Source organism: Nocardioides sp. NPDC004968, from assembly GCF_040608935.1.
In the GTDB taxonomy this organism is placed as follows: Bacteria; Actinomycetota; Actinomycetes; order Propionibacteriales; family Nocardioidaceae; genus Nocardioides.
This window is the reverse complement of sequence record NZ_JBEXJF010000020.1, coordinates 23,095-48,138: the sequence shown is the minus strand read 5'-3', so window position 1 is coordinate 48,138 and position 25,044 is coordinate 23,095. Positions and strand designations below refer to the sequence as shown.

The following is a 25,044-nucleotide window of genomic DNA, read 5'->3' as shown; positions in this document are numbered from 1 at the left end:
GTCAGACGGTGACCGGGAGCCGAAGCGTGTGGATCATCCCGTCGACACGTACCTGCACGAAGAAGACGTAGTCACCCGCCTTCGGCGGCTTCACATGGATGCCGAGGCGGGTGCCGTCCTCGCCGTTCTCGGGGCCGCCGAGCGGGTGCAGGTGGATCACCTCGCCCGTCTCCCGGCTGAACGCGGTCACGTGCGCGTAGACCCCGAGATAGGTGCCGAGGTTGACGGGCTTGCCGGCCGGGTCGGAGATCAGCAGGCCGACCTCCTGGTCGATCCCGGGCTTCGGGGTCTCTTCCAAAGCAGCGATCACGGTGCCGTCGTCGGAGCCGGGTACGTCCACCTCGGAAGCCCCTGCGACCTTCGCCGTCGTGCCGAGCATCGCCTGCTCCCCCTTGCCGTCGGGGGTCCGGGCCGCGAACTCCACGACCACTCGATAGGTGCCGCCCGCGGGCAGCGTCAGGTCGCCTGACCATTCCCCGGCCTCGCCGAGCGTCGGGTGCAGGTGACGAAACACCTCCAGGTCGTCGCGTACGACGTAGAGGTGGATGTCCTTGGTCTGCTCCTCGATGTAGTCGGTGACCGGGTCGCCCTCCTTGGTGATCGTGAAGCTCACCTTGCCCGGGGTGCCGGCCTCGGCGGGCAGGCTGACGTCACCGAGCGTGTAGCCGCCCGCGGTCGCGGAGGTGCCGTCGGCACCCTTGATCGCGGTCACGACCGTCGCCACGTTGGGCGACTCGTTGGGCGAGGTGGGGTCGGCCGCCTCCGGTTCGCCGCCGCAGGCGATCAGGGTGATCGCGAGGCCGAGGGTCAGGACGACAGCAGCAATTCCGACACGCACGGAGCAAGGGTGTCATGTCCCTGGTCAGAACCCGACACCAGGATTGAGAATCCCCAGCGGATCCAGGGCCGCCTTGATCCGATGCTGCAGGTCGATGGAGTCGGCGCCGATCTCGGGCTCGAGCCACTTGCGCTTGAGCCGGCCGACACCGTGCTCGCCGGTGGTGGTGCCGCCGAGCTCGATGGCGAGGGCGAAGATCTCGTCGCCCGCGGCGGTCTCGGCCGGCGGCATCACCCCCGGGACGTCGTCCGGCGACGGGTCCCAGCCGATGACCGGGTGGAGGTTGCCGTCGCCGGCGTGCGCGAGCGTGTAGGTGCGTACGCCGTGCCTCTCCGAGATCTCGGAGATCCGGTCGACCGCCTCGGCGAGCCGGGACCGGGGCACGCAGATGTCCTCGATGAACCAGGACCCCTCCGCCTCGATCGCGGGCAGGACCTGGCGACGGGTCTCGACCAGCCGGTCGGAGGACTCCTCGTCGACACCCTGCTCGATCCAGGTCGCCTCCTTGCCGAGGATGGCCGCGATGGCCTCGATCTCGGTCGCCGCCGCGGGTCCGTCGGCCTGGGCGATGACCAGCGCATCGCCCCGTTCGGCATACCTGGTGCCTGCGAACCGGTCGACCGCCTCGAGACAGCGCCGGTCGATGAACTCCAGCATCGACGGCAGCCGCCGGGCGGCGGCGATCTCGGCGCAGGCGCGAGCGGCCGCGGCCACCGAGGCGTACGCAGCCGACGCCGTCAACGTGGAGACCGGCCGTGGCTTGAGCCGCAGGGTCGCGCCGACGACGATGCCGAGGGTGCCCTCGGAGCCGACGAAGAGGGCGGTGAGGTCGAGGCCCGCGACGCCCTTCATGGTGCGGCGGCCGGTGTGGATCAGGGTGCCGTCGGCCAGGACGACGTCGAGGCCGAGGACCGCCTCCCGGGTGACGCCGTACTTCACGCAGCGCAGCCCGCCGGCATTGGTCGCGACGTTGCCGCCGATCGAGCAGATCGCCGCCGAGGCCGGGTCGGGTGCATACCGCAGCCCCACCTCGGCCGCCGCCGCGTCCAGGCGCGCGTTGAGCACGCCCGGCTCGACGACCGCGATCTCGTCGACCGGGTCGAGCTCGAGGATCCGGTCCATCGCGGACAGGTCGACGACGAGGTGGCCGGTGCCGGCCACCGCTCCCCCGGCCAGCCCGGTGCCCGCACCGCGCGGGACCACCGGCACCCGGTGCGCCGAGGCGACTCGCATCGCCGCCTGGACGTCCGCGATGCTGTGGGCCCTCACCACCGCCAGCGGCAGGCCGGCGGCGACCGATCCGGACCGGTCGGTCGAGGCCGCCAGCAGCGAGATCTCGTCGGTCACCACCTCGGAGACGCCGGCGGCGAGGTCGTCGATCAGGGAAAGCGCTGACTCCGTCGTCATCCTGACATCCTCTCGTGAGACAGCGATTTGCGAACCCCTTCGACGATACCGATACGCTTTCCCTCGAGGGGAGTACCTCACCAAGCTCATTCCGGTCAGTACGTCGGTGCCGACACCGTCCCGGAATGGCACCCCGATCTCGGGGTGAGGGAGACCTCAGACGTTCATCGACACGCCTGAGGAACCCGCATGCTCGATACCATCGCCACGCCCACTCTGTGGGCCGTGACCATCGCCGCCGTCGTGGTGCTGATCGCCCTCGACTTCGTCCTGACCCGCAAGCCCCACGACGTCACCATGAAGGAGGCGCTGGGCTGGTCGGCCTTCTACATCGCACTTCCGCTCGCGTTCGGCGTCTGGGTCTGGAACGCCCACGGAAGCCAGACCGGCTTCGAGTACTACACCGGCTACATCGTCGAGAAGTCGCTCAGCGTCGACAACCTGTTCGTCTTCATGCTGCTGCTCGCGGCCTTCGCGGTGCCACGGCACCTGCAGCAGAAGGTGCTGCTCTTCGGCATCGTCGGCGCGCTCGTGCTGCGCGGCATCTTCATCGCGCTGGGCGCCGCGGCACTCTCCCAGTGGGACATCGTCTTCCTGATCTTCGGCGCGATCCTGCTGATCACCGCGGCGAAGATCTTCGCCGAGGCGCTCCAGGGCCACGACCAGAAGGTCGACCCCGAGGAGATGCTCGCCGTACGCATCGGCCGCAAGATCGGCCTGAAGCCGATGGCCATCGTGGTGCTCGCCATCTTCGCCACCGACATCGTCTTCGCCGTCGACTCGGTGCCGGCGGTCTACGGCATCACCGGCGACCCCTACCTCGTCTTCGCCACCAACGCGTTCGCGCTGCTCGGCCTGCGGGCCCTCTACTTCGTGCTCGAGGGCGCCCTGTCCAAGCTGGTCCACCTCTCCTACGGTCTGGCCGCGATCCTCGCCTTCATCGGCATCAAGCTCGGCCTGCACTGGGGCCACGGTCACTGGGACAGCGTCCCGGTGATCCCGACCTGGCTCTCGCTGGTGGTCATCGTCGGCATCCTCGCCGTCACCGTCACCACCAGCCTGATCGCCTCCGCGCGCACGCAGGCCCGCGAGGAGAACGAGGCCCTGGAGGAGACGAACGCGTAGGCGACCGTGTTGGTCTCGACACGCTCGGCCGCGGGCGGCCTCACGGCTCGACCAGCGAAGGGACCGGCGGCTCGACCGACGGGGCGACGCCGTCGGTCGAGCCGGACTCGTGAGGAACGAACGAGTCCGTGTCGAGACCAACACATTGCTACCCGCGGTCAGTCCAGCGCGAGTCCCTCCGCCGGGCTGACCTTGGTGGCCCGCTTGGACGGCGCCACGCAGGAGACCAGACCGGCCAGGCCTGCGGCCGCGACCACCGCGATCAGCTGCAGCACCGGCAGCTGGAAGGTGGCGTCGGGCATGATGTCGCCGACCAGGATCTCGCTGCCGCCCCAGGCGAAGAAGACGCCCAGCGCGGTGCCGACGAGGGCTGCCACGGCCGAGAGCAGCACCGCCTCGGCGGCGAGCGTCCGGCGCAGCTGACGCCTGGTCAGGCCCAGAGCGCGCAGCAGCGCGTGCTCACGACCGCGCTCGAGCACCGAGAGCCCCAGCGTGTTGGCGATGCCGGCCAGCGCGATCAGCACCGAGATCGCCAGCAGCCCGATCACCGCCCAGGTGAACACGTCCAGCTGCAGCTCGACCCAGGCACGCTGACCCTTGCCGTTGGTGAGCTCGGCGTCGGGTGCGATCACCCCGATCGCGCCCGCCAGGTCCTCCGGGTCGGCGCCCGCGTCGGCACGGACCCAGACGGCGTACGTCTGCGGGTCCTCGGTCAGCGTCCGTAGCGTGGCCGCGGAGATCTGCGGGGCTCCGTCGATCTCGCGTACGTCCAGGGTCACCGTCGCGGTCCGGTCGCCGACGACCAGGGTGACCTTCTCCCCAGAAGCCTCGAACGCGTCCTCCACGAAGGCCGAGGCGGCCACCGGGGAGATCACCATCGTGCCCGGCTTCACGGTCATGTCCTGCAGGGCGATGTCGCCGCCCGGCGGGGCGACGACCGGCAGCGGGACGGGCTTGCCGTCGGTGCGTACCGATGCCATGGCCCCCGGTACGGCGACCGCGTCCGCGACGCCCGGGACGGCCTTCGCGTCCCCGGCCACCGAGTCCTCCAGCGGCTTCGACTCGGACTGGAGCGCGATGTCGATCGGGTGCTGCTGCGCCATCTCGTCCAGGGTGGCGCCGCGGATCGTCGCCATCCCGGTGAGCACGCCGGTGGTGAGGGTGACGCCGACGAGGAGCGAGGCCGCGGTGGCGGCAGTGCGCTTCGGGTTGCGCCCGGCGTTGGCCGCGGCGAGCTTCGCCGGGGAGCCGGCGACCACTGCCAGCGCCGACCCGGCCAGCCGCACCAGGCCGGGCACGAGCGCGGGACCGAGGAGCATCACGCCGATGAAGGTGACCCCACAGCCGAGCAGCACGATCAGCATCCCGGTCTGCGCGTCGTCCCAACCGACGGCCACGAAGATCGTCGCGATGCCGGCCAGTGCCACGACCAGACCGAGACCGATCCGGAACATCCCGGCGCCGCGTACGTCGAAGCCCTCCTGCGGCCGCAGCGCGGCCAGCGGGCTCAGCCGCATCAGCCGGCGAGTGGGCAGCCACGAGGCGACCAGCGTGGTGAGCACGCCGAGGACGAACGCGCCCACGAGCCAGGGCCACTCGAAGGCGACGTCACCCAGCGGGGCGGTCTCGGCGAGCTGGCGCACCAGCGCGACGATCCCCCAGCCGAGCAGGACGCCGACCACCAGGCCGAGCAACGAGGCGAGGAGTCCAAGGGCGAGCGCCTCGCGGCGTACCGATCGCAGGACCTGACGCTTCGTCGCGCCCATCGCACGCAGCAGCGCGAAGTCGCGCATCCGCTGGGCGAAGAGGATCGAGAAGGTGTTGGTGATGACCAGCACTGAGACGAACAGCGCGATGAAGGCGAAGATCAGGACCATGTACGCGACGATGTTGACCTCCTTGTTGAGCTGGGTCTGCAGCTCTGTGAGGTAGTCGTCGGTGTTCAGCCAGCCGTCGTCCTTGTCGCCGGTCCCGGCGGTCACGACGGCCTGGACGTACTGGTCCTCCCAGCCCTGCAGCTCGGGCCCGGTGACGTAGATCGGCGAGGACCACATCGACGGGGCGTCCACCAGGCCGACGACGGTGGTCTCGACCGCCGTCTTGCCGCTGCCGACCTTCAGCGTGTCGCCGATGGCGACCTTGTTGGTCTTGGCGGCGTTGGCGTCGACCACGGCCTCGCCGGCGCGGGTCGGGAACCGGCCCTCCTCGAGGTCCTGCCACTGCCAGCGCTTCTCGGTGGAGACCGCGCCGACCATGATGTCCTGGCCGAGCATGATCTCGTCGGTGCGGACCGGCTGCATCGAGAGGGCCAGCGCCCAGCCGCCCTTCTCGACGTACTTGTCGGTGACCTCGTCGGAGGGGAGGTCGACCGCACCGACCGCGTTCTGGAACGGCGCGTCGATGCCCGCGAACAGGCCCGACTTCGTCGCCGAGGTGAGGGCGTTGGTCACCACGATCAGCGCGACCGCGGCGACGACCGCCACGACTGCCGCGGCGTACCGGCGGGCGTATGTCCGCAAGGATGCGAACAGCACCGTCCGCATCAGCGCGTCACCCCTTCGATGTGTCCGTCCATCACGGTGACGATCTCGTCGGCGTACGCCGCGGCGGAGGCCTCGTGGGTCACCATGACCACGGTCTGACCGAGCTCGCGGACGCTGCGGCGCAGGTGGTCGAGCACCTCGGCCGAGGTCTCGGAGTCGAGGTTTCCGGTGGGCTCGTCGGCGAAGAGGATCGCGGGCTGAGTGACCAGCGCACGGGCGATGGCCACGCGCTGCTGCTGGCCGCCGGAGAGCTCGGAGGGCTTGTGGCCCAGGCGCTGGCCGATGCCGAGGGTGTCGGCGATCATCTGCGCCCGGGCGCGGGTCTCGTCGGTCACCCGCTTGCCGGCCAGCTCCAGCGGCAGCTGGATGTTCTGCCCGGCGGTGAGCATCGGCAGCAGGTTGAACGCCTGGAAGACGAAGCCGATGTTCTCCCGGCGGAAGATGGTCAGCTGGTCGTCGTTGAGGTTCTGCAGCGGCTGGCCCGCGACCGTCACCTCACCGCTGGTGGGACGGTCGAGGCCGGCCAGGCAGTGCATCAGCGTCGACTTGCCCGAGCCGCTCGGGCCCATGATCGCGGTGAACGCGCCACGGCGGATCTCCAGGTCGACGCCACGCAGTGCGTGCACCTCGGTCGCACCCTTGCCGTAGGTCTTGGTCAGGCCCACCGCTCGGGCGGCGGCCGTCATCGTGGGAACAGAGGTCTGTGTCATGCCACCGACCCTCTCGTCGCGAGGCGTCAGCCCGCATCGGGCTGGAGGCTGATCCCGGCGTACGACCTGGGGTGGATCGGCAAGGGTCGGCTCAGGGTCATCCCCGAATGAGGCTCACTCCGTCGGCCAGCCGGTAGGGGTTGGTCGCGACCAGGGCGCCGATCGAGCGGCGCAGCCGGGAGACCTCGGCGCGCACGGTGACGATGTGCTCGGCGTCGCCGAAGACGGCCTCGCTGAGCCCGCGGGCGGTGAGCCCGGCGGGGCCGGCCCGGTCGACGAGGGTGAGGATCTCGACATGGCGCCGGGTCAAGGTGGTGCGCCACCGCCCCGACTCCGAGACGACCTCGAGGGTGCCGTCGGGGTCGAGCCGCGCGGTCAGGGTTCCTGAGGCGCCGGAGGTCGGCCGGACCAGCCAGCCGCGTTCGCCGACCCGCTCGGGGAGGCACAGCCCCAGGCCCGGGACGGTCAGCATCTTGTCCTGCCGGGGCGCCGCGATCCGGTCGCGGGCGGCCATCCCGGCGTGGTGGGCGACCCAGCCGTCGTCGTCGACGACCAGCAGCGGACCCTCGACGCCGGAGACGACGTGGTCGGTCTCGCGGCGCAGCCGCTCGAGCCACTCCTGGTGGCGGCGCCACAGCGACATCTCGGCCAGGCGCACCGCGCTCTCGACCAGAGCGCCGATCGCCGGGTGCAGGGTCAGCGCGGGACCGCTGACGTCGACGACGCCGAGCAGGGCTCCGGTGCGGGGGTCGTGGATCGGCGCCGCCGTGCAGTACCAGGGATGCTGGGCCTGCTCGAAGTGCTCCGCGGAGAAGAGCTCGACCGGCGCCGCCTCGGCCAGCGCGGTGCCGATCGCGTTGGTGCCGACCGCGCGCTCGGTCCACAGGGCGCCCTCGACGAAACCGAGCTGGTCGGCGATCTTGAGGACCCGCGCCGAGCCCGCCCGCCACAGCACCACGCCCTCGTCGTCGGTGACCACCATCAGGTACGTCGCCGCATCCGCGGCCGAGGTCAGCACCGCCCGCAGGTCGTCGATCACCATCGCCAGCGGCGAGCGGGCTCTCCTGGTCGCGCACTCGGCTGCCGACGGCGTACGCCTGCCGTTGCTGCTCCCGGGCTCCAGGCCCATGCTCATCACGCGGCGCCAGGAGCGCTCGACCAGGATCCGGGGTGTGCTCGGTGGGCGGGCGCCGGACAGGACGGCGTCGTGGACGCGTACGAGATCACGGGCGAGGCGCGGCAGGTCTGCTCCCGCCGGGACTGCTCCGGTCGCTGTCATCTGGCGTCCACCTCCGACTCCGAGGGTAGGTCCTCGCTGTGACCGGCGCCACATGCAATCGGCTGCAACCCTTCCTCCGGTGCCCGCGCGGGGGTGTGCTGGTGGCATGACCCAGACACTCGAACCCACTCCCCCGGCCGTCCAGAGCGGCCCGGCGCAGACCTGGCTCGCCGACTTCGAGGCCGCACTGAAGGAACGCGACATCCCCCGGGCCGCCGGCCTCTTCGCCACGAAGAGCTACTGGCGTGACCTGGTCGCCTTCTCCTGGAACATCACCACCGTCGAGGACCCCGCCGGGGTCGCCGACCTGCTCGAGAGCACCCTGGACCGCGTCGACCCCTCCGGCTTCGCGCTCGAGGAGCCGGAGGCGACCGCGGACGGGGTGACCACCGCCTGGTTCACCTTCGAGACCGCGATCGGTCGCGGCCGCGGACTGCTGCGCCTCAAGGTCGAGGACGACCGCGCGAAGGCGTGGACGTTCCTGACCACGCTCTACGAGATCAAGGGACACGAGGAGCCCCGCGGCGTACGTCGCCCGAAGGGTGCCGAGCACGGCGTCAACCGCGACCGGGTGACCTGGGCCGAGAAGCGGCAGGCCGAGGCGGAGACGCTGGGCCTGACCGAGCAGCCGTACGCGTTGGTCATCGGTGGCGGGCAGGGCGGCATCGCGCTCGGGGCGCGGCTGCGCCAGCTCGGGGTGCCGTCCCTGGTCATCGACCGCTACGAGCGGCCCGGGGACCAGTGGCGCGGCCGCTACAAGTCGCTGTGCCTGCACGACCCGGTCTGGTACGACCACCTGCCCTACCTGAAGTTCCCCGACAACTGGCCGGTCTTCGCGCCCAAGGACAAGATCGGCGACTGGCTGGAGTCCTACGTCAAGGTGATGGAGGTGCCCTACTGGTCCTCGACCACGGCTACCAGCGCCTCCTATGACGAGGAGGCCGGCGAGTGGACGGTCACCGTCTCGCGCGGCGGGGAGGAGATCACGCTGCACCCGAAGCAGCTCATCCTGGCCACCGGAATGTCCGGCAAGCCGAACATCCCCGACCTGCCCGGCATGGACGTCTTCCAGGGCGAGCAGCACCACTCCTCCAAGCACCCGGGGCCGGATGCGTACGAGGGCAAGCGGGTCGTGGTGATCGGGTCCAACAACTCCGCCTTCGACATCTGCGGAGCGCTGTTCGAGCACGGCGCCGACGTGACGATGGTGCAGCGGTCCTCGACCCACATCGTGAAGAGCGACACGCTGATGGACATCGGGCTCGGCGACCTCTACTCCGAGCGCGCGGTCGCCTCCGGGGTGACCACGGAGAAGGCCGACCTGGTCTTCGCCTCGCTCCCCTACCGGATCATGCACGAGTTCCAGATCCCGCTCTACCAGCAGATGGCCGAGCGCGACTCCGACTTCTATCAGCGTCTGGAGAACGCCGGGTTCCGGCACGACTGGGGCGACGACGGTTCGGGGCTGTTCATGAAGTACCTGCGCCGCGGCTCGGGCTACTACATCGACGTGGGCTCGGCCGAGCTGGTCGCCAACGGCGACGTGAAGCTCGCCCAGGGCCAGGTCTCCCACCTGACCTCGTCGGCTGTCGTGCTCGAGGACGGCACCGAGCTCCCCGCCGATCTGGTCGTGTACGCCACCGGCTACGGCTCCATGAACGGCTGGGCCGCCGACCTGATCAGCCCGGAGGTCGCCGACCGCGTCGGCAAGTGCTGGGGTCTCGGCTCCGACACGACGAAGGACCCCGGACCGTGGGAGGGCGAGCAGCGCAACATGTGGAAGCCGACCCAGCAGGAGGCGCTGTGGTTCCACGGCGGCAACCTGCACCAGTCGCGCCACTACTCGCTCTATCTCGCGCTGCAGCTCAAGGCCCGGTTCGAGGGGATCGAGACGCCGATCTACAACCTGGCGCCGGTGCACCACCTCGCCTAGGGCCCCGGGATCAGCGGCCGACCAAGCCGGTCTCGTAGGCCAGCACCACCAGCTGGACGCGGTCACGAGAGCCCGTCTTGGCCAGCAGCCGGCCGACGTGGGTCTTCACGGTGGCCTCGGCGACCACGAAGGTCTCGGCGATCTCGGTGTTGGACAGGCCGCGGCCGACCAGCGTGAGCACCTCGCGCTCACGCTCGGTCAGCGTCTCCAGCCGGCCCTCGATCGCCGGCCCGGCCGTCGCGGGCGCGGAGGCGGCGAAGTGCTCCAGCAGGCGCCGGGTGGTGCTCGGCGCGACGACCGAGTCGCCGGCGTGCACGGTGCGGATCGCGGTGAGCAGGTCCTCGGGGCGGGCGTCCTTGAGCAGGAACGCCGCGGCACCCGCCCGGATCGCGGCGAAGGCGTACTCGTCGAGGTCGAAGGTGGTCAGCACGATCACCCGGGGTGCGTCCTGGCGGCCGGCGATCAGACCGGTCGCCTCGACGCCGTCCATGCGGGGCATGCGTACGTCCATCAGGACCACGTCGGCCGCGGTCCGGCCCAGCGCGGCGACGGCCTCCTGGCCGTCGCCGGCCTCGCCGACGACGCTGAGGTCGGGCTGGGAGTCGATGAGCATCTTGAAGCCGGCACGGACGAGCTCCTGGTCGTCCACGAGAAAGACACGGATCGTCATAGCGGGAGTCTTGCGTAGACACGAAAGCCGCCGCCGGATGCCGGGCCGGTCTCGAGCGTTCCGTTGTGGGCGGAGATGCGTTCGTCCATCCCTATCAAGCCCAGTCCGATGAGCCCGAGGCCGCCCGGCTGCGCGGTGGCGTCCGCGGCCGCGCCGCGGCCGTCGTCGGTGACCTCGATTGTGAGGCCGCCGTCGTCGGCCGTCACGGTGACTCTCGCCGCGGCCCCCGGACCGGCGTGCTTGCGTACGTTGCTGAGCGACTCCTGCACCACTCGGAAGGCGGTCAGTGCGACACCCTCAGGCACGGCGAGACCGGGCTCGGGAAGGTTCGCGGCCAGCTCCATGCCGCCGGCCCGAGTCTCCTCGATGAGCGTCGCGATGTCGCCCAGCCGTGGCTGCGGACGGGTCAGCGCGTCCCCGTCGCGCAGCAGGCCGAGCAGCTGCCGCATCTCGGCCAGCGCCTCGCGGGCGGTCTGCGCGACGGTCTCCAGTGCCTTCGGGGCGAGGGCCGGGTCCTGCTCGGCGGCATAGCGCGCGCCGTCGGCCTGGACCACGATCACGCTCAGCCCGTGGGCCACCACGTCGTGCATCTCGCGCGCGATCCGCGCCCGCTCCTGGGTCGCTCCGAGCACGGCACGCTGCTCGGCCTCGCGGCGCAGCTGCTCGTTGCGCTGGATCAGCGAGTCGACGTACGCCGTCCGCGTGCGCGCCAGCGCGCCGAGCGCCCAGGCGGCCACCGGGAAGGTGGCGAGCGAGAGGCTGATCGAGATGTAGGAGCTCCAGTCGATGCCTTCCGGTTCGTCATGAACCTCGATATTGGGGGCCGTATCGACCGCGCTCAGCCAATCATGGGCACCGAGTCCGGCCCCGAACAGACCGACCGCGAGCGCAGCCAAGCCCCATCGCGGACTGGCGTAGCGAGCCACGGAGTAGACCGCGATCGGATACGCGACCTGGGAGACCAGCGGATAGTCGAGAAGAAGTACCTGCAGGCCGCAGGCAGCGGCGACGACGGCGTAGACGATCACCGGATGACGGCGACGCCACAGCAACGGGACGACCTGGGCCACCACGAGCCCGAGGTCGACGAAGTGGTTGGTGCTCGACACGTCCTGGGCCGCGCCCCCGTCGAGCAGGGCTTGGACGGCGTAGAACGGGATGATCAGGAACAGGGTGCCGGCGAGCAGCACGTCGAACCACCATCGCCCGCGCGGGCCGAGCCGCCAGGGCCGTACCAACTCCTCCACGCACCCACCGTAGAGGAGCCGGGGCGGCCGCGACGTCAGCCCGGGGACGGATGTGCTCCTCAGACTCGGGGCGGACTAGAATCCAGAGGCTGGCGATGGATAGTCGCCATTTGATGGTGCTTGGGAGGGCTCGTGGAGGCAGTGCGCTACGTCGCGATCGGTGACTCGTTCACGGAAGGAGTCGGCGACGAGACTCCTGACGGTCACGTACGCGGCTGGGCCGATCTGGTCGCCCAGGGCTGGGCCGCTTCGGGCGTCCCGGTGGAGTATGCCAACCTCGCCATCCGCGGGCGCCTGATCCGCCCGATCGTCGAGGAGCAGCTCCCCGCCGCGCTGGCGCTGAAGCCGACGCACCTCTCCTTCAACGGCGGCGGCAACGACATGCTCCGCCCGAAGGCCGACGCGAACGCGATCGCCGACTTCCTCCATCCCGTGCTCGAGGCCTGCGACGCCAACGGGATCAAGCTGATCCTGCTCTCCGGCGCCAACCCCTCGGCCCGGCTCCCGCTCGGCAAGGTCTTCCAGCGTCGCGGCGACGAGCTTGTCGGGCTCGTCGAGCAGCGGATCGCCCATCGTGACGACGTCGTACGCGCCTACAACTGGCCCGACACCACCCTCACCGACGGCCGCTTCTGGTCCGAGGACCGCCTCCACATGAACGCCCGCGGCCACCACCGCGTCGCCGCGCGCGTCCTCGACTCGCTCGGCGTCGAGGTCCCCGAGGGTTGGTGGGACCTCGACTTCGAGGCCGCCGCGGGCAAGAAGGGTCTGGCCTACTACCGCGAGTTCGTCGGCCCCTGGATCCACCGCCGCCTCACCGGCCGCTCCTCCGGCGACGGCCGTACCGCCAAGTTCCCCTCCTGGACGCCGACCGCGGAAATGTGAGACCCGGCCGCGGCATCTCGCCGGCGGCCGGGTGTCACGAGGCGTACGGGATCAGCGAGCGAGCCGCTTCGCGTACGTCTTGAACGCCGCCTGCGTCTTCGGCCCGGCATCGCCGTCGACGGCGAGCTTCGGGGCGACCTTGGCCCTCAGCAGGCGCTGCAGCGCCTTGATGGTGTTCTTCCCGGGGTCGCCGTCGATCTTGCCGGCGTAGCCGTAGTCCTTCTTCAGGTACACCTGGAACGCCTTCCAGCTGTTGGTGCCGAGATAGCCGTCGATCTCGCCCGGGAACTTGCTCATGTAGCCGTACTTCTTGAGCACCTTCCCCTGGATGACCTTGGCCTCGGTCCTGGAGAGGCCGAAGTTCTGGGTCGCCTGGGCGGAGACCGCGGCTGCAGTGTTGCCCGTGCCGACCTCGGCGTTGGCGATGCTGGCAGTGGCGAAGGTGCCGGTGGCGGCGAGGCCGACGGCAGCGACGGCGCCGACCATGCGTCGGGTGATGGTGGAGGTCATGATGGTGTCCCTTCGGTGGGGCTGGTGGTTGACGTGACAAGCCAACCGATCAGCACCGTCTGGGATCGGTCCAGAATCTGACACCGGCGTCCGCGGACTGCCAGAAACCTGTCATCTGGGAGCCAGAACGAGTCCCGGCGCTCAGCGTCGTCGCACGCGGAGCACGCAGGTCATCATCGGAAGGGTGAACTCGCCGTCCGACGTCTCCGGCCTGGCGGCGAGGTAGCGCCGGATCCGGGCGAGGGTGGACTCCCGTTCCTCGTCCGGCATGACCAGCATCCCGGCCCGGGTGCCGAGAGTCGCGACGAGCGAGTCGGCGGTGCGGAGCTGCCCGTGCGGGAAGCCGGACTGCTCCGGGGAGCCGAAACTTGCGGGCGCGTCCGTCGTCGACAGATGCAGGTCGGCCGTCTCAATGCGCCAGGCGTCCGGGGTGTCGCGCGGCCCGATCGCCGCGGGGCCGCTGACTCTCGCCAGCCCGGCGACCCAGTCGACCCCGTCGTCCATGGTGTTCCACAGACCCGCGAGCACCCCGCCTGGTGCCAGCACTCTGGCGATCTCGGGGCCGGCGACGGCCATGTCGAACCAGTGCATCGCGTTGCCGGCGAGGACCGCGTCGACGGAGGCGTCCGGGAGCGGGATCGACTCGGCGCTGCCCGACGACGCGGTGACCTCCGGGAGGCTTCTTCGCAGCTCGGCGAGCATCGCCTGGTCGGGTTCGACGGCCGTGACGTCCGCACCCATCTGGACCAGGGTCGCGGTGAGTTTCCCGGTGCCGGCGCCGAGATCGAGCACCCGGGGCCCGGGCGCGGGCTCGAGCGCCCACCGGACCGCCTCGTGGGCGTAGTCAGGGCGGTGGGTGGCGTACGCGTTCGCCGCCGCTCCGAAGGATGAGGCGTGCCGGTGCCAAAGGTCCGAGTCCATGCGGGCAACGCTCCGGTACGTCGCCACAACTGACAACTCGATTGTCATAAGTGCCGTCTCGGCCGACGGGGGTGCCGTCTCGGCCGACGGGGGTGCCGTCTCGGCTCAGGACCAGTGGCGGCGGATGACGGCGGTGACGTCGAAGGGGTCGGTGCCGCGCTGGGCGACCAGGACACCGGCACCCTCGGGTGAGCCGGTGTAGAGCAGGCCGGAGCCGCCGACCCAGTGCTCCCAGGCGGCGAGGAACGACTTCGCGTCGGCGGCACGACGGCCGAGGGCGGTGGGGACCGCGTGCCAGGCCTCGGCGTTGGCGGCGTGCGTGCCCGAGACGCCCAGCCGCAGCCTCTCGAGGGCGTTCAGGTCGCCCACGATCGGGCGGGAGACGAGGTAGCGGGGCGCGGCGATCGGTGCCAGCGCCTCCTCGAGCGAGGTGGCGAAGAGCGCCGACTCCTCCTCGGGAACCCCGGCCAGGTGGAGGCGGTAGCTGCCGTCGCTGTCCACCGCGATCTCGAGCCCGGCGGCGCCGACCGAGGTCTGTCCGGTCGTGTTCAGCGCGTCGGCGACGGCTGCGCCGACCGCCCCGACGCTCGGGCGCCGGCGGAGCTGGGAGGCGATGCGGGTGCCGTCTCGATAGACGTACGCGGCCCACAGCGCCCACATTCCACCGACCACGCCGCCGACCGCTCCTGCGATCCCGGCGCCGAGGATGAGCGTCAGGGCGAGCCCGATGCTCAGCAGCACCGCGGGCGCGAGGATGGGCTTGGCCGGTAGCCGCCACTCCGGCACCCGTCCGTCCAGCAGCCGGAACCCAGGTGGCCGGGGAGCGAGCACCATCCCCGACGGCACGCGTAGCGCACCCGCTCGGCGGAGCCGGATCCGGACGGTGCGGCCGGCGACGTCGGCGTACGGCTCCCCGATCCGCCACCGCTCCCGGATCGCGGTGCGGTCCTCCGAACGCGCGACCATGCGGGCGTTGACGGTGTCGAAGTCGAACTCGGGCGGGGCGGCGTACGGGGAGAACGTCTCGTCGATGTGGCCGACGCCGTCGACGACGGAGCCGTCCTCGTCGGCGCCGAAGAAGCCGGTGTGCTTGCGGACGAGACGCTTCCAGTCGTTGTCGCCGCGCGGGTGCTCCTCCTCGACGCAGACGACGGTCCAGTTGACCGCGACCTTGTCGGGCCGCCCCGGATCCGTACGCAGCGACCGGCCGCGCAGCTGCACGACCGCCGTCGTGGTCGTGGCCGCGGTGAGGTCGACGATCCCGGTGACCGATCGGGCGTCCCAGCCCTCCCCGAGCAAGCCGCGCGTGCCGACCAGGACCCGGCAGCCGCCGGCCTCGAAGAACCGGGTCACGTGACCGACCCACTGCCGGCTCCCCCAGCGCCCCACGAGCGTGGCGTACGCCTCCCCCTGCTCGACCTCGAGAGCTTCGGCCAGAGCGGGGTCGGTCTCGGCGATGTGCTCGACCAGAGCCGCGAGGGTCGCCGCGGGCCCGGCGACGGTGGAGCCGGTGACCAGCAGGACGTCGTCGTGGGACCCGCAGAGAGTCGCGAGCACCGCCCGCGCGGAGCCGGACTGCTCGGCGATCACCCCACGCAGGTCGACGGGCAGCGTGGCCGAGGCCCGCTCGTGGTCGGTGACGACCAGCAGCCGCAGCGAGTCACCGTGCGCCAGGCGCTCGTGGTCCACGATGGCCACGGTCGCCGTCGTCTTCGCCTCCGAGCGCGCCAGCACCCGGTCGACGGGCGAACGCCCGGCCCGGATCCCTCGCCGGGTCAGCGAGTAGCCGACCGCCGGCAGCGCCTGCTTGATCGCGGCCAGCGCCTCCTGGTCGGCCTCCGCATCGGAGGCGGCCAGATGTCCGCGTACCCAGTCACCGATCAGCGCCACCCAGTCCTCGGCCGACGGGTCGCGGCGGTGCGCCTCGGTCAGGGTCGCCCCCTCGGGCAGGGCGAGCAGCCCGCGATGGTGCGCCCGCAGGGCCGCCGTGGCCAGATCGGGCCACGCCTTCGCGAGCTCGGCCCAGGACGGAGCTCCGGCCGGCCGCGACACGTACCGCCGGTCCAGCCAGGTCAGGAACGGGACACTGCCCAGATCGGCCGAGGTCAGCGCTGTGAGCAGCTCCTCGAACCGCTCCGCGCTCCCCCGCAGCCATTCCCGCTCGGCGGGCGTGGGGGCGGTCAGCCAGACCAGGTCCGCGAACGGCGCCAGGTCGCCCTCGCGAACCACGGCCGGGATCGAGGTCGAGAAGACGATCTCGCCGAACAGCAGCCCGACCAGCGCAGACTCCTCCTTGGTCAGCGCCTCGGGTGGAGTCGCGGTCAGCCCCAGCACCCGCGCGTCCGGCAGCAGCAGGAGGATCTCGCCGAGCAGCTCGCCCCAGACCTCGAGCAGATGGTGGCACTCGTCCAGCACGAGCAGCAGCGGCCCGGCCGTACGCAGCGCCGAGACCAGCGCCCGGCCGTTGTCGTGCAGCCTCGCCAGATGGCTCTCCCCGGTCTCCGCCTCGTCGTCGGGATCGCCGAAGACCGCGACCGACTGGTAGGTCAGCGAGGTCAGCGGCGCGTCCAGATCCCGCGACGAGGACGCCGAGAGACCCAGTGCCCCGGCCTGACGCAGCCACTGCCCCTGGATGGCCGTGTTGGGGCTGAGTACGACGACCTTCGCCCCGTCCGCGATCGCATCGCGTGCGGTCTCCAGCCCGACGAGCGTCTTCCCCGCCCCCGGCGGCAGCACGACCCACGCCCGCGAACGCCCCGCGTCCCAGGCCGCGCCCAGGGCGGAGAGCGCCCGCTGCTGATGGACACGGAGCTTCACCCGGCGAAGCCTAGTCAGCGGCCGGGCCGGACCCCAGGACCTAGGCCGCGGTGGCGAAGGCCGCCTCGGACTCCGGGTTGCGGGCGACCGAGCGCCGGGCGAGGGTGAACGCGACGGCGCCGAGGACCGAGGTGACCACCATGGTGATCGCCAGCGGCACCGCGGTGTGCTCACCGGCGACGGCTCCGAGCGGGGAGGCGAGGCCACCGCCGAGGAACATGATCCCGCCCATCAGCGCCGAGCCGGCGCCGACCGAGGGACGGGCCTGCTCGATGGCGAGGGCGCCGGTGTTGCCCATGATCAGGCCGACGCAGGTGGTGACGACCAGGATCGGCAGCAGGATGAGCGCCTTCGGCACCGGCAGGAGCGCGACGATCAGCACGAACATCGCGCCGATGGCGAGCACCGGCTGGGCCGAGCGGATGATCTGCGCCGGGTGCACCTGGCGCTTGGCCAGCCGCGCCGAGAAGAGCCCGGCGACCGTCAGGAAGGCGGCGTTGACCGCGAACCCGATGCCGTAGACCGCCGCCGACGTGCCGATCACCGACTGGTAGAGGAACGAGGAGGAGGAGACGTACGTCATCAGGGTGGCGAACGTGAGCGACTGCGTCAGGGTGTAGCCGAGGAAGGCGGGCTTGGCGAGGAGGCGACCGAGGTCGGCGTACTCGACCCGGCTGGTCCGGCGCTCGGCCGGCAGGCTCTCCCGGATCACCAGCAGCACGCAGACGACCTGCGCGACGGCGATCGCTGCCACGATGCCGAGCACCCCGCGCCAAGGCACGAAACCGGCGATGGCGCCGCCGATCACCGGGGCCAGGATCGGCGCGATCCCGCTGATCGACATCATGATCGACATCGCCCGGGCGGCGGCGAAGCCGTGGAGTACGTCGGCCACGATCGCCCGCGCCATCACGATCCCCGCCGCGGCGGCGAGGGCCTGGAGGAAGCGGGCCGCGATCAGCAGCTCGACGGTGGGCGCCAGGGCGGCCAGGACGCCGGCCGCCGCGGCCACGACCGAACCGATCAGCAGCGGCTTGAGCCGTCCGAAGCGGTCGGAGATCGGCCCCCAGGCGATCTGTCCGAGCGCGAGCCCGATCAGGAAGGCGGTGAGGGTCAGCTGCACGTTGCTCGCCGCGGCACCGAGGTCGGTGCCGATCTGCGGGAAGGAGGGCAGGTAGAAGTCGATCGCAAGCGGCGCGGATGCCGAGAGCAGGGCGAGTGCGAGCAAGAGCCGCGGCGGGACTGACGTCACCGAGTGAACCTCCGGAGAGTTTGGTTGAAGAAGACAACCAACCGAACGCCGTAGTCCCGCCGGGCATTCCTCACCAGAGCGTGATGGACCTCTCGAAGATCCCGGTCAGGTCCTCCGCCGACGGCTGCTTCGGCGCGGTGGCGAGCAGCCGCTGCTGCTTGAGCGCACCCTCGACCAGGTCGGGGATGTCGCCGGCGACGTAGCCGACCTCGCCGATCCCGGCCGGGATCCCGATGTCACGCATCAGGTCGCTCAGCACCCGGGGCAGTACGTCGCGGGGCTCCTCCTTCGACTCGTCGAAGCCGGGCGCCAGCAGCCGGGCCGCGCGCAGGTGTCGCTCGGGGGCGGCGTCGAAGGTGTAGCGGAACGCCTCCGGAGCGGTCAGCGAGACCGCCATCCCGTGCGGCACCAGCGCCTCGTCGCCGGGGTAGTCCTTGGGGTGGAAGTCGCGCACCCGGCCGGCGATCGGGTAGGCGCAGGCGTGCGGGATGTGCACGCCTGCGTTGCCGAAGCCCAGGCCGGCGAAGGTCGCCGCGAACGCCATGTCACCGCGCGCGAGGGTGTCGTCGCCGTGCGCGACCGCCTGCCGGAACGAGCCCGCCAGCAGCGACAGCCCCTTCTCCGACCACATGTCGGAGATCGGGTTGGCGCCGCAGTAGGGCACCCGCTGCGCCGGCTCCTTGCGGTCGTAAGAGGTGTAGGGACGGGCCGTGTAGCTCTCCAGCGCATGGCACAGGATGTCCATCCCGGACGCGGCGGTCACCCCGGCGGGCTGGGTCATCATCAGGTCGGGGTCGACGACGGCCAGCGTCGGACGCAGGCGCGCGTGCGAGATCCCGGTCTTCACCTTGAGCGAGAGCACGTCGAGCACGCACACGGTCGTCGACTCCGCCCCGGTCCCGGTGGTGGTGGGCACCGCGACCAGCGGCAGCAGCGGGTTGGCCGGCGCGAGTCCGCGACCCACCGGCGCGTTGAGGTAGTCCATCAGGTCGCCGTCGTTGGTGGTCAGCAGGTTGACCGCCTTCGCGGTGTCGATGCTCGACCCGCCCCCGACCGCCACGATCGCGTCGAACGGCCCGTTCTCGCGGGCGAACTCGACCGCCTCGCGCATGCTCTCGTCGGTCGGCTCGACATGGACGCCGTCGAAGACGACGGCAGTGACGTGGTACGCCTTCATCTGCTCGGCCACGCGCTGCGGCAGCCCGGTCGCGGAGATGCCGGGATCGGTCACCACGAGGGCGCGGCGGGCGCCCAGCGACGCCAGGTCGTAGCCGATCTCGGCCGATGCGCCGGTGCCGAACTTGAGCTGCGGGGAGCCATAGGTGAACACGGTCTCGGGTGTTGCGTGCGTCATGAGCGCACGATATCGACCGTCCGATAGCGGTTTCACGGGTCGGACTGCCCAACTGCCATCAGGCGATGGTGAAGCTGACCTTCCGGGCGACGACGTCAGCCGTCTCCAGCCGTACCTCGACCTCCTCGCCGAGCGGGAGGGCCGTCGCGCCGGTGAGCCGGGCCTCGATGGCCGGCTCCTCGACGGTGATCGAGCCCTTCTGCTTGTCCTCGTCGTCGATCTCGACGACGACCGCGGTGAAGGTCTCCCCGACTCGCTGGGACAGCACCCCGGCCTCGACGAGGTCGACGACGCCGCGCTCGTACGCACCGCTGGTGCGCGAGGACGCACGCATGGTGTCCGGGAGGGTGGTGAACGCAGCAGTCACCCAGTCGGGGACCGGCTGGTCCGCGCAGAGCGCCAGGCAGACCTCGCCGGCGTAGCGGTCGATCAGCCGGCGCAGCGGCGCCGTCACGTGCATGTACTCGTTCGCCAGCGCCGAGTGCTCGGTCAGCGCGGGGAGCTCGCCGTTGAACGAGGCGTACCCGCTCCCGCGCAGCAGCCGGGTGCACGCGATCGCCATCGCGGCGTGCTTGCCGTTCTTGCCGTCGAGCGAGCGGATGAAGTCGGGGTAGAGCATCTCCGCGGGCCACTCCAGCCCGAGTGCCCGAGCGGTGCGGTGCAGCCGCTGGACGTCTCGGGGGTCGGGTTCGGGGAGGGTCCTGAGGAGCCCGATGCGGGCGTAGACCATCAGGTCTGCCGCCCCGAAGCCGGTGAGCAGCGAGATCTGGGCGTTCCAGTCCTCGACGGGGAGCAGGTCGCGGTACTCCAGCGACCACTGATCACCCTGGACCGAGATCTCCTGGTCGCGCAGCGGCAGGTTGACCCCGCCGCGGGCCGCCTCGAGAGCGATCCGCTTCTCGCCGATCTCCTTCAGCAGCTGGAGGGAGTCGGCGTAGTCGGTGTCGCCGAACCCGTCGCCGTCGAACATCTTCTGCACACCGTCGTAGGAGAGCTTGGCCCGCGACCTGACCAGCGCGCGCTCGACGAAGGTGTCGGTCCCCTCGCCGGACGCATCGAGCTTGTGGGTCCACAGCAGGGCGGGGCGTACCTGATCCGGGAGCAGCGAGGCGGCGTCCTCGGAGAGCACCTTGGGGTGGAGCGGGATCTTCGCGTCAGCGGCGTAGAGCGTCTCGCCGCGCTTGTTGGCCTCCACGTCGACAGCGTCGCCGGACGTCACGAAGGCGGCCACGTCGGCGATCGCGTAGTGCACCACGTACCCGTCTCCGTCGCGCACGAGGTGGAGGGCCTGGTCGAGGTCCATCGACGTCTCGGGGTCGATCGTGACGAACGGCAGATCGGTGCGGTCCAGCTCCGGGAGTCGGGGGTTGGCCGCGGCGGCGCCCGCCGCCTCCTCCACCTCAGGCGGGAACTCGGCGGTCACCCCGAGCTCGGCCTGGAGCGCGGCGATCCCGTCGCGGAGCGTGGTGGCGGCGACACCGTTGTCGGCACTGGCGACCCGGATGATGCGTGCGGAGCCCATGGCCAGAACTGTAGTGGCTACTTCTTCTTCGAGGCCTTGTACGTCTTGTGCAGCGCGGCGGCTTCTTTGCCGAACGCCTTCGGGTTTCCCTTGAAGGCGCCGAACTGGTCCCACAGGTCCTTCTTGGAGCCGTTGTACGACCTCGCCGACCTGTCGATCTTGGCCAGTGCGCGGCGCTGGGACGAGGTCAGCGACCGCTTCGCCTTGAGGTGCGCCGAGCGCGCCTTGGACTTCTTCGAGACGTCCTGGATCAGCCAGAACAGGCCGACGATGATGATCACGACCAGGAAGCCGCCGAGGTTGGGCCCGGAGGCGGTCTCGGCGGCCAGAACGATCATGACTGGAACGTAAGCCCGCGCGTTCTCCCAGGTCACGGGCGCTTTGAAAGATACCCAATCCTCGATTCGGCCATCCCGGTCCCGGGCGGCACGATAGTCCCCGTGCTGATCCTGCTGCCGCCCTCGGAGGGCAAGACCGCGGCCGTACGCGGCAACCCGCTCGCGCTCGACGACCTCCGCCTCCCGGGGCTGAACCCGGCCCGCGCCAAGGTCATCGACGCGCTGGTCGAGCTCTGCACCACGCGCCCGGACGAGGCCGTCGACATCCTCGGCATCCCGAAGACCCAGCCCGAGCTCGTCACCTTGAACGCCAAGTTGTTCGAGGCCGCGACCGCGCGCGCAGACCGGATCTACACCGGCGTCCTCTACGACGCCCTCTCCCCCGCCACCCTGTCGCCGGCCGCCAAGCGCCGCGCGACCAGCCGGGTCATGGTGACCAGCTCCGTGTTCGGCCTCGTCGGCCTCGCCGACCGCATCCCTGCGTACCGTCTCTCGGGCGACACCACCCTCCCCGGCATCGGCGGCGTCCAAGCCCACTGGCGCGCCCACCTCGGCGCCGGCATCACCGAGGCTCTCGGCGACGGGCTGCTCGTGGACCTCCGGTCCGGGACGTACGCCGCCTTCTGGCGCCCCGACGCCGAAGGGTCGAGCACCGTGCCCGCCCGCACCGCCACCGTCCGTGTCCTCCACGAGCACAACGGCCAGCGCAAGGTCGTCAGCCACTTCAACAAGGCCACCAAGGGCCGCCTCGTCCGAGCCCTCCTCGAGTCCGGCGCCAATCCCCGCACCCCCGCCAAGCTCGCCGACGCCTTCCGCGACCTCGGCTGGACCGTCGAGACCGCCCCCGCCACCAAGACCGGCACCCAGCTCGACATCATCGTCGCCGAGATCTGAGACGGCGGTCGCCGTACGGAAGGTGTTGGTCTCGACACGCCTCCGCCTAGCGGCTCCGGCGGCTCGACCAACGGTCGCCCCGCTGGTCGAGCCGCGAGCGCCAGCGAGCGTGTCGAGACCAACACAGTCGTCTCCGCGAAACCTGTCGGTGGTCGCGCCCAGAATCAGGGCATGCCTTACATGTACATCCTCCGCTGCCGCGATCACATGCTCTACGTCGGAAGCACCTTCGACCTGGAGAAACGCATCGCCGAGCACAACGCCGGCCTCGGCGCCGAGTTCACGGTTCGGCGTCTACCGGTCACCCTTGCGTACGCCGAAGAACATCAGATGATGGCCGATGCCTACCGACGCGAGAAGCAGGTTCAAGGGTGGAGCCGGGCCAAGCGCGAGGCCCTGATAGCCGGGGATCTCGACCGGCTGCATGACCTCGCTCGCCGTCGTGGCAAGCGGTCGCCATAGGGACTGTGTTGGTCTCGACACGCCTCCGCCTAGCGGCTCCGGCGGCTCGACCAGCGAGGCGAGCGCTGGTCGAGTCGGCTTCAGAAGAGTCCGGCGGCGAAGGGGTCGCGGGCGACGGGGAGGCCGTTGAAGAGGCGCATGGAGGCGCGGTCGTCGGCGAAGAAGGAGACGACGGTGACGGAGGCGGGCGAGAGCTCCATGCTGAAGACTCCGCCGATCGGGGCTCCCAGTGCGTGAGCGACGATCAGCTTGATCGGCGAGACGTGTGAGGTGACCACGACGGTCTCGCCTGCGTGGGCCTCGAGGACCCGCGAGAGGCCGTCGAGCACGCGGGCCTGAGCGGAGTCGAAGGACTCGCCGCCCGGGGGCGCGACCTCGGTGGCCCCCATCCACGACTTCATCTCGTCGGGGAACCGTTGGGCGACCTCACCGAAGGTGAGACCCTCCCACTCCCCGAACTCGATCTCGGCGAAGGCGGGCTCCTCGACCAGCCGGGCATCGAGCGCACCGGCGACGAGCTCACCGGTCTCGACGGTGCGCAGGACCGGCGAGGTCACGACGGTCGAGACCGAGGACGCGAGCGGCTTGAGCCACTCCGCGGTGAGCATCACCTGCTCGCGGCCCTCCTGGGTCAGCGGCGGGTTGTCACCGCCGAGGCCCCCGGAGAACGCCTTGGCGGCGGTGTGCTTGGTGACCCCGTGACGTACGAGAACCAGCGTCGTCGCCGCCGCGCCGGCTCCCCAGCCACGCGAGGTCTTGGAGCTCACAGACCCGACTCGGCCGTGCGGACCAGGATGCGGGAGCACTCCTCGCAGCGCACGACCTCGTCGGCGGCGAGGCCACGGATGCGGGAGATCTCGGCCGGGTCGAGCTGGAGGTTGCAGCCACCGCAGCGGCGGGCACGCAGCTCGGCAGCACCGACACCCATCTTCTCGCTCAGCCGCGAGTAGAGGGCGAGCAGGTCATCGGGGATGCCCTCGAGCGCCGGCGTCCGCTCCTCGGCGACCCCGGCGAGCTCGCCGTCGATCTTCGAGGTCTCGACGTCGACGGAGTCGACCGCGACCGCGAGCTTCTCGGTGATCTCGGCGAGCTCGGCCTCGAGCCGGGTCACGCTCGCCTGAGCCTCCTCGAGCTGCTCCATGACCTCGAGCTCCTCGTCCTCGAGCACCGAGATCCGGCGGTCGAGGGTGGCCAGCTCGTGCTGCATGCGCTCGAGGTCCTTGGCGCTGCTGATCGCCCCGGAGTCCATCCGCTCCTGGTCGCGCCGGCGGCGGGTCTTGACCGCCTCGACGTCGGCGTCGGCCTTCTTCTGCACCCGCTCGAGGTCGTCGCGCGTGATCCGGGCGTCGCGTGCGGCATCGTCGGTGGTCTTCTTCGATGCCTGCAGCTCCGCCACGACGGCGGCCTGCGGCAGATGCGCACGGCGGTGGCGCAGCTGGAGCGCACGCGAGTCCAGCTCACACACGTCGAGCAGCTTCACCTGGGCGAACGGGTCGGCTTTCAGCGGATTCTCCTCAGCTATTCACACACGATTTTCTTACAGACGCAGCGTCCACGGGTCGGTGACGATCTGGCTGACCCGGGCCTCCACCGTATCTCCCAAAGCCTCGTTCAGTCGCCTCGCCAGGACAGGCAGCCAGGTCCACTCCGCCGCCCAGTGCGGGATGTCGATCAGCGCACCACCCTTCTCGAGGAACTCCGAGGCCGGATGGTGGCGCAGATCGCTGGTCACATAGACGTCGTACGCAGCCACCTGGTCGAGCAGGAAGTCGCCCGCGCCGCCGCACAGCGCCACCGAGGAGACCGGCCGGTCGAGGTCGCCGGCGACCCGGATCCCGGCCGCGGTCGCGGGCAGCGCGGCCGCCACGGACTCGGCGAAGGCGCCCAGCGTGGTCGGCTCCACGGTCCCGGCCCGGCCCGTCCCGACCTCGTCGGTGAGCCCCGGCACCAGCGGCCGCAGCGAGCTCAGCCCGAGCGCGAGCGCCAGCGACTCCGAGACGCCGCCGAGGGCCTGGTCGGCGTTGGTGTGCGCGGTGAGCAGCGCGCACCGCGCGGAGACCAGCGTCGAGAGCGTACGTCCCTTCGGGGTCGTCGCCGCGAACCCGTGCACACCCTTGAGGAACAGCGGATGATGGACCACGACCAGGTCCGCACCCCACGCGGCCGCCTCCTCGGCGACCGGGAGGGTCGGGTCGACGGCGAGAAGCACCTTCGAGACGGGCTGCGAGGGCTCGCCCCAGACCAGGCCGACAGCATCCCATTCGTCGGCGGTCGCGGGCGGGTACCAGTCGTCCAGCAACGAGGTGACGGTGGACAGAGTGGGCGGGGTCGGCATGG

22 protein-coding genes are annotated in these 25,044 nt (G+C 70.9%); 5 read left to right on the top strand and 17 right to left on the bottom strand.

The genetic code is table 11. From position 1 onward, the window contains the following. Position 1: 1 nt before the first annotated feature. On the bottom strand, positions 2–838 hold the full coding sequence (locus ABZU72_RS18350; RefSeq protein ID WP_355020264.1) for a hypothetical protein: 837 nt from the start codon (positions 836–838) through the stop codon (positions 2–4). A 24-nt stretch (positions 839–862) separates the two neighbouring features. Continuing rightward, positions 863–2,245 (bottom strand): FAD-linked oxidase C-terminal domain-containing protein, encoded by a 1,383-nt coding sequence (locus tag ABZU72_RS18345; protein ID WP_355020263.1) that lies wholly within the window; start codon positions 2,243–2,245, stop codon positions 863–865. Between the two features lie 189 nt (positions 2,246–2,434). Here ABZU72_RS18345 and ABZU72_RS18340 point away from each other — a divergent pair, with 189 nt between their 5' ends. Further along, positions 2,435–3,370 (top strand): TerC family protein, encoded by a 936-nt coding sequence (locus ABZU72_RS18340; protein ID WP_355020262.1) that lies wholly within the window; start codon positions 2,435–2,437, stop codon positions 3,368–3,370. A 158-nt stretch (positions 3,371–3,528) separates the two neighbouring features. Here ABZU72_RS18340 and ABZU72_RS18335 read toward each other — a convergent pair whose 3' ends face one another. From ABZU72_RS18335 to ABZU72_RS18325, 3 genes are all read right to left on the bottom strand, one after another. Then, a complete protein-coding gene (locus ABZU72_RS18335; protein ID WP_355020261.1) occupies positions 3,529–5,913 on the bottom strand; it encodes an FtsX-like permease family protein in 2,385 nt (794 codons plus the stop codon). Then, on the bottom strand, positions 5,913–6,623 hold the full coding sequence (locus ABZU72_RS18330) for an ABC transporter ATP-binding protein (protein WP_355020260.1): 711 nt from the start codon (positions 6,621–6,623) through the stop codon (positions 5,913–5,915). Before ABZU72_RS18330 ends, ABZU72_RS18335 begins: the two co-directional genes overlap by 1 nt. A 97-nt stretch (positions 6,624–6,720) precedes the next feature. After that, positions 6,721–7,902 carry a GAF domain-containing protein gene (locus ABZU72_RS18325; RefSeq protein WP_355020259.1) on the bottom strand — a complete coding sequence of 394 codons (1,182 nt, stop codon included), beginning with the start codon at positions 7,900–7,902 and terminating at the stop codon, positions 6,721–6,723. 106 nt (positions 7,903–8,008) lie between these two features. Between ABZU72_RS18325 and ABZU72_RS18320 the strand changes: the two genes are divergently transcribed. Beyond that, positions 8,009–9,835: an NAD(P)/FAD-dependent oxidoreductase gene (locus ABZU72_RS18320; protein WP_355020258.1), complete on the top strand. Its 1,827-nt coding sequence runs from the start codon at positions 8,009–8,011 to the stop codon at positions 9,833–9,835. A 10-nt stretch (positions 9,836–9,845) separates the two neighbouring features. Here the strand turns inward: ABZU72_RS18320 and ABZU72_RS18315 are convergent, their stop codons facing one another. Both ABZU72_RS18315 and ABZU72_RS18310 read right to left on the bottom strand, forming a co-directional pair. Then, positions 9,846–10,505 (bottom strand): response regulator transcription factor, encoded by a 660-nt coding sequence (locus ABZU72_RS18315; RefSeq protein ID WP_355020257.1) that lies wholly within the window; start codon positions 10,503–10,505, stop codon positions 9,846–9,848. Next, positions 10,502–11,752, bottom strand: a complete 1,251-nt coding sequence (locus ABZU72_RS18310; RefSeq protein ID WP_355020256.1) for a histidine kinase — start codon at positions 11,750–11,752, stop codon at positions 10,502–10,504. Before ABZU72_RS18310 ends, ABZU72_RS18315 begins: the two co-directional genes overlap by 4 nt. 132 nt (positions 11,753–11,884) lie before the next feature. Here ABZU72_RS18310 and ABZU72_RS18305 point away from each other — a divergent pair, with 132 nt between their 5' ends. Further along, a complete protein-coding gene (locus ABZU72_RS18305) occupies positions 11,885–12,637 on the top strand; it encodes an SGNH/GDSL hydrolase family protein (RefSeq protein WP_355020255.1) in 753 nt (250 codons plus the stop codon). Between the two features lie 51 nt (positions 12,638–12,688). On the opposite strand, the gene ABZU72_RS18300 is transcribed toward ABZU72_RS18305, so the two are convergent. The 7 genes from ABZU72_RS18300 to ABZU72_RS18270 form a co-directional block, all read right to left on the bottom strand. Beyond that, the gene (locus ABZU72_RS18300) at positions 12,689–13,147 is read right to left on the bottom strand and encodes a peptidoglycan-binding domain-containing protein (RefSeq protein WP_355020254.1); all 459 of its coding nucleotides are present in this window, start codon (positions 13,145–13,147) and stop codon (positions 12,689–12,691) included. A 141-nt stretch (positions 13,148–13,288) separates the two neighbouring features. Then, the gene (locus tag ABZU72_RS18295; RefSeq protein WP_355020253.1) at positions 13,289–14,068 is read right to left on the bottom strand and encodes a class I SAM-dependent methyltransferase; all 780 of its coding nucleotides are present in this window, start codon (positions 14,066–14,068) and stop codon (positions 13,289–13,291) included. A 105-nt stretch (positions 14,069–14,173) separates the two neighbouring features. Beyond that, positions 14,174–16,885, bottom strand: coding sequence for a DEAD/DEAH box helicase family protein (locus tag ABZU72_RS18290; RefSeq protein WP_355020252.1), 2,712 nt, complete (start codon positions 16,883–16,885; stop codon positions 14,174–14,176). 40 nt (positions 16,886–16,925) lie between these two features. Beyond that, a complete protein-coding gene (locus ABZU72_RS18285; protein ID WP_355020251.1) occupies positions 16,926–18,137 on the bottom strand; it encodes a multidrug effflux MFS transporter in 1,212 nt (403 codons plus the stop codon). A gap of 70 nt (positions 18,138–18,207) precedes the next feature. Beyond that, a complete protein-coding gene (locus ABZU72_RS18280) occupies positions 18,208–19,491 on the bottom strand; it encodes a hydroxyacid-oxoacid transhydrogenase (RefSeq protein ID WP_355020250.1) in 1,284 nt (427 codons plus the stop codon). A gap of 58 nt (positions 19,492–19,549) precedes the next feature. Beyond that, positions 19,550–21,013 carry an RNB domain-containing ribonuclease gene (locus ABZU72_RS18275; RefSeq protein WP_355020249.1) on the bottom strand — a complete coding sequence of 488 codons (1,464 nt, stop codon included), beginning with the start codon at positions 21,011–21,013 and terminating at the stop codon, positions 19,550–19,552. 17 nt (positions 21,014–21,030) lie between these two features. Continuing rightward, complete coding sequence (locus tag ABZU72_RS18270) at positions 21,031–21,351, bottom strand: hypothetical protein (protein ID WP_355020248.1); 321 nt, start codon at positions 21,349–21,351, stop codon at positions 21,031–21,033. A 102-nt stretch (positions 21,352–21,453) separates the two neighbouring features. Here ABZU72_RS18270 and yaaA point away from each other — a divergent pair, with 102 nt between their 5' ends. Both yaaA and ABZU72_RS18260 read left to right on the top strand, forming a co-directional pair. Continuing rightward, a complete protein-coding gene (gene yaaA / locus ABZU72_RS18265) occupies positions 21,454–22,245 on the top strand; it encodes a peroxide stress protein YaaA (RefSeq protein ID WP_355020247.1) in 792 nt (263 codons plus the stop codon). Positions 22,246–22,416: 171 nt separating this feature from the next. Further along, positions 22,417–22,707 carry a GIY-YIG nuclease family protein gene (locus ABZU72_RS18260; protein ID WP_355020246.1) on the top strand — a complete coding sequence of 97 codons (291 nt, stop codon included), beginning with the start codon at positions 22,417–22,419 and terminating at the stop codon, positions 22,705–22,707. 80 nt (positions 22,708–22,787) lie between these two features. On the opposite strand, the gene ABZU72_RS18255 is transcribed toward ABZU72_RS18260, so the two are convergent. Genes ABZU72_RS18255 through ABZU72_RS18245 form a run of 3 tightly spaced genes read right to left on the bottom strand, consistent with a single transcriptional unit; the run spans position 22,788 to position 25,042 of the window. Beyond that, positions 22,788–23,474 carry a histidine phosphatase family protein gene (locus tag ABZU72_RS18255; RefSeq protein ID WP_355020245.1) on the bottom strand — a complete coding sequence of 229 codons (687 nt, stop codon included), beginning with the start codon at positions 23,472–23,474 and terminating at the stop codon, positions 22,788–22,790. After that, positions 23,471–24,187, bottom strand: coding sequence for a C4-type zinc ribbon domain-containing protein (locus ABZU72_RS18250; protein ID WP_355020244.1), 717 nt, complete (start codon positions 24,185–24,187; stop codon positions 23,471–23,473). Before ABZU72_RS18250 ends, ABZU72_RS18255 begins: the two co-directional genes overlap by 4 nt. 57 nt (positions 24,188–24,244) lie before the next feature. Continuing rightward, a complete protein-coding gene (locus tag ABZU72_RS18245) occupies positions 24,245–25,042 on the bottom strand; it encodes a Nif3-like dinuclear metal center hexameric protein (RefSeq protein ID WP_355020243.1) in 798 nt (265 codons plus the stop codon). Between the last annotated feature and the right edge of the window lie 2 nt (positions 25,043–25,044).

What these genes read in the sequence shown, in the direction of transcription:
- ABZU72_RS18345 (WP_355020263.1), bottom strand. Translation starts at nt 2,245, where the DNA reads ATGACGACGGAGTCAGCGCTTTCCCTGATCGACGACCTCGCCGCCGGC.
- ABZU72_RS18340 (WP_355020262.1), top strand. Translation starts at nt 2,435, where the DNA reads ATGCTCGATACCATCGCCACGCCCACTCTGTGGGCCGTGACCATCGCC.
- ABZU72_RS18335 (WP_355020261.1), bottom strand. Translation starts at nt 5,913, where the DNA reads ATGCGGACGGTGCTGTTCGCATCCTTGCGGACATACGCCCGCCGGTAC.
- ABZU72_RS18330 (WP_355020260.1), bottom strand. Translation starts at nt 6,623, where the DNA reads ATGACACAGACCTCTGTTCCCACGATGACGGCCGCCGCCCGAGCGGTG.
- ABZU72_RS18325 (WP_355020259.1), bottom strand. Translation starts at nt 7,902, where the DNA reads ATGACAGCGACCGGAGCAGTCCCGGCGGGAGCAGACCTGCCGCGCCTC.
- ABZU72_RS18320 (WP_355020258.1), top strand. Translation starts at nt 8,009, where the DNA reads ATGACCCAGACACTCGAACCCACTCCCCCGGCCGTCCAGAGCGGCCCG.
- ABZU72_RS18315 (WP_355020257.1), bottom strand. Translation starts at nt 10,505, where the DNA reads ATGACGATCCGTGTCTTTCTCGTGGACGACCAGGAGCTCGTCCGTGCC.
- ABZU72_RS18300 (WP_355020254.1), bottom strand. Translation starts at nt 13,147, where the DNA reads ATGACCTCCACCATCACCCGACGCATGGTCGGCGCCGTCGCTGCCGTC.
- ABZU72_RS18295 (WP_355020253.1), bottom strand. Translation starts at nt 14,068, where the DNA reads ATGGACTCGGACCTTTGGCACCGGCACGCCTCATCCTTCGGAGCGGCG.
- ABZU72_RS18280 (WP_355020250.1), bottom strand. Translation starts at nt 19,491, where the DNA reads ATGACGCACGCAACACCCGAGACCGTGTTCACCTATGGCTCCCCGCAG.
- ABZU72_RS18275 (WP_355020249.1), bottom strand. Translation starts at nt 21,013, where the DNA reads ATGGGCTCCGCACGCATCATCCGGGTCGCCAGTGCCGACAACGGTGTC.
- ABZU72_RS18270 (WP_355020248.1), bottom strand. Translation starts at nt 21,351, where the DNA reads ATGATCGTTCTGGCCGCCGAGACCGCCTCCGGGCCCAACCTCGGCGGC.
- ABZU72_RS18260 (WP_355020246.1), top strand. Translation starts at nt 22,417, where the DNA reads ATGCCTTACATGTACATCCTCCGCTGCCGCGATCACATGCTCTACGTC.
- ABZU72_RS18245 (WP_355020243.1), bottom strand. Translation starts at nt 25,042, where the DNA reads ATGCCGACCCCGCCCACTCTGTCCACCGTCACCTCGTTGCTGGACGAC.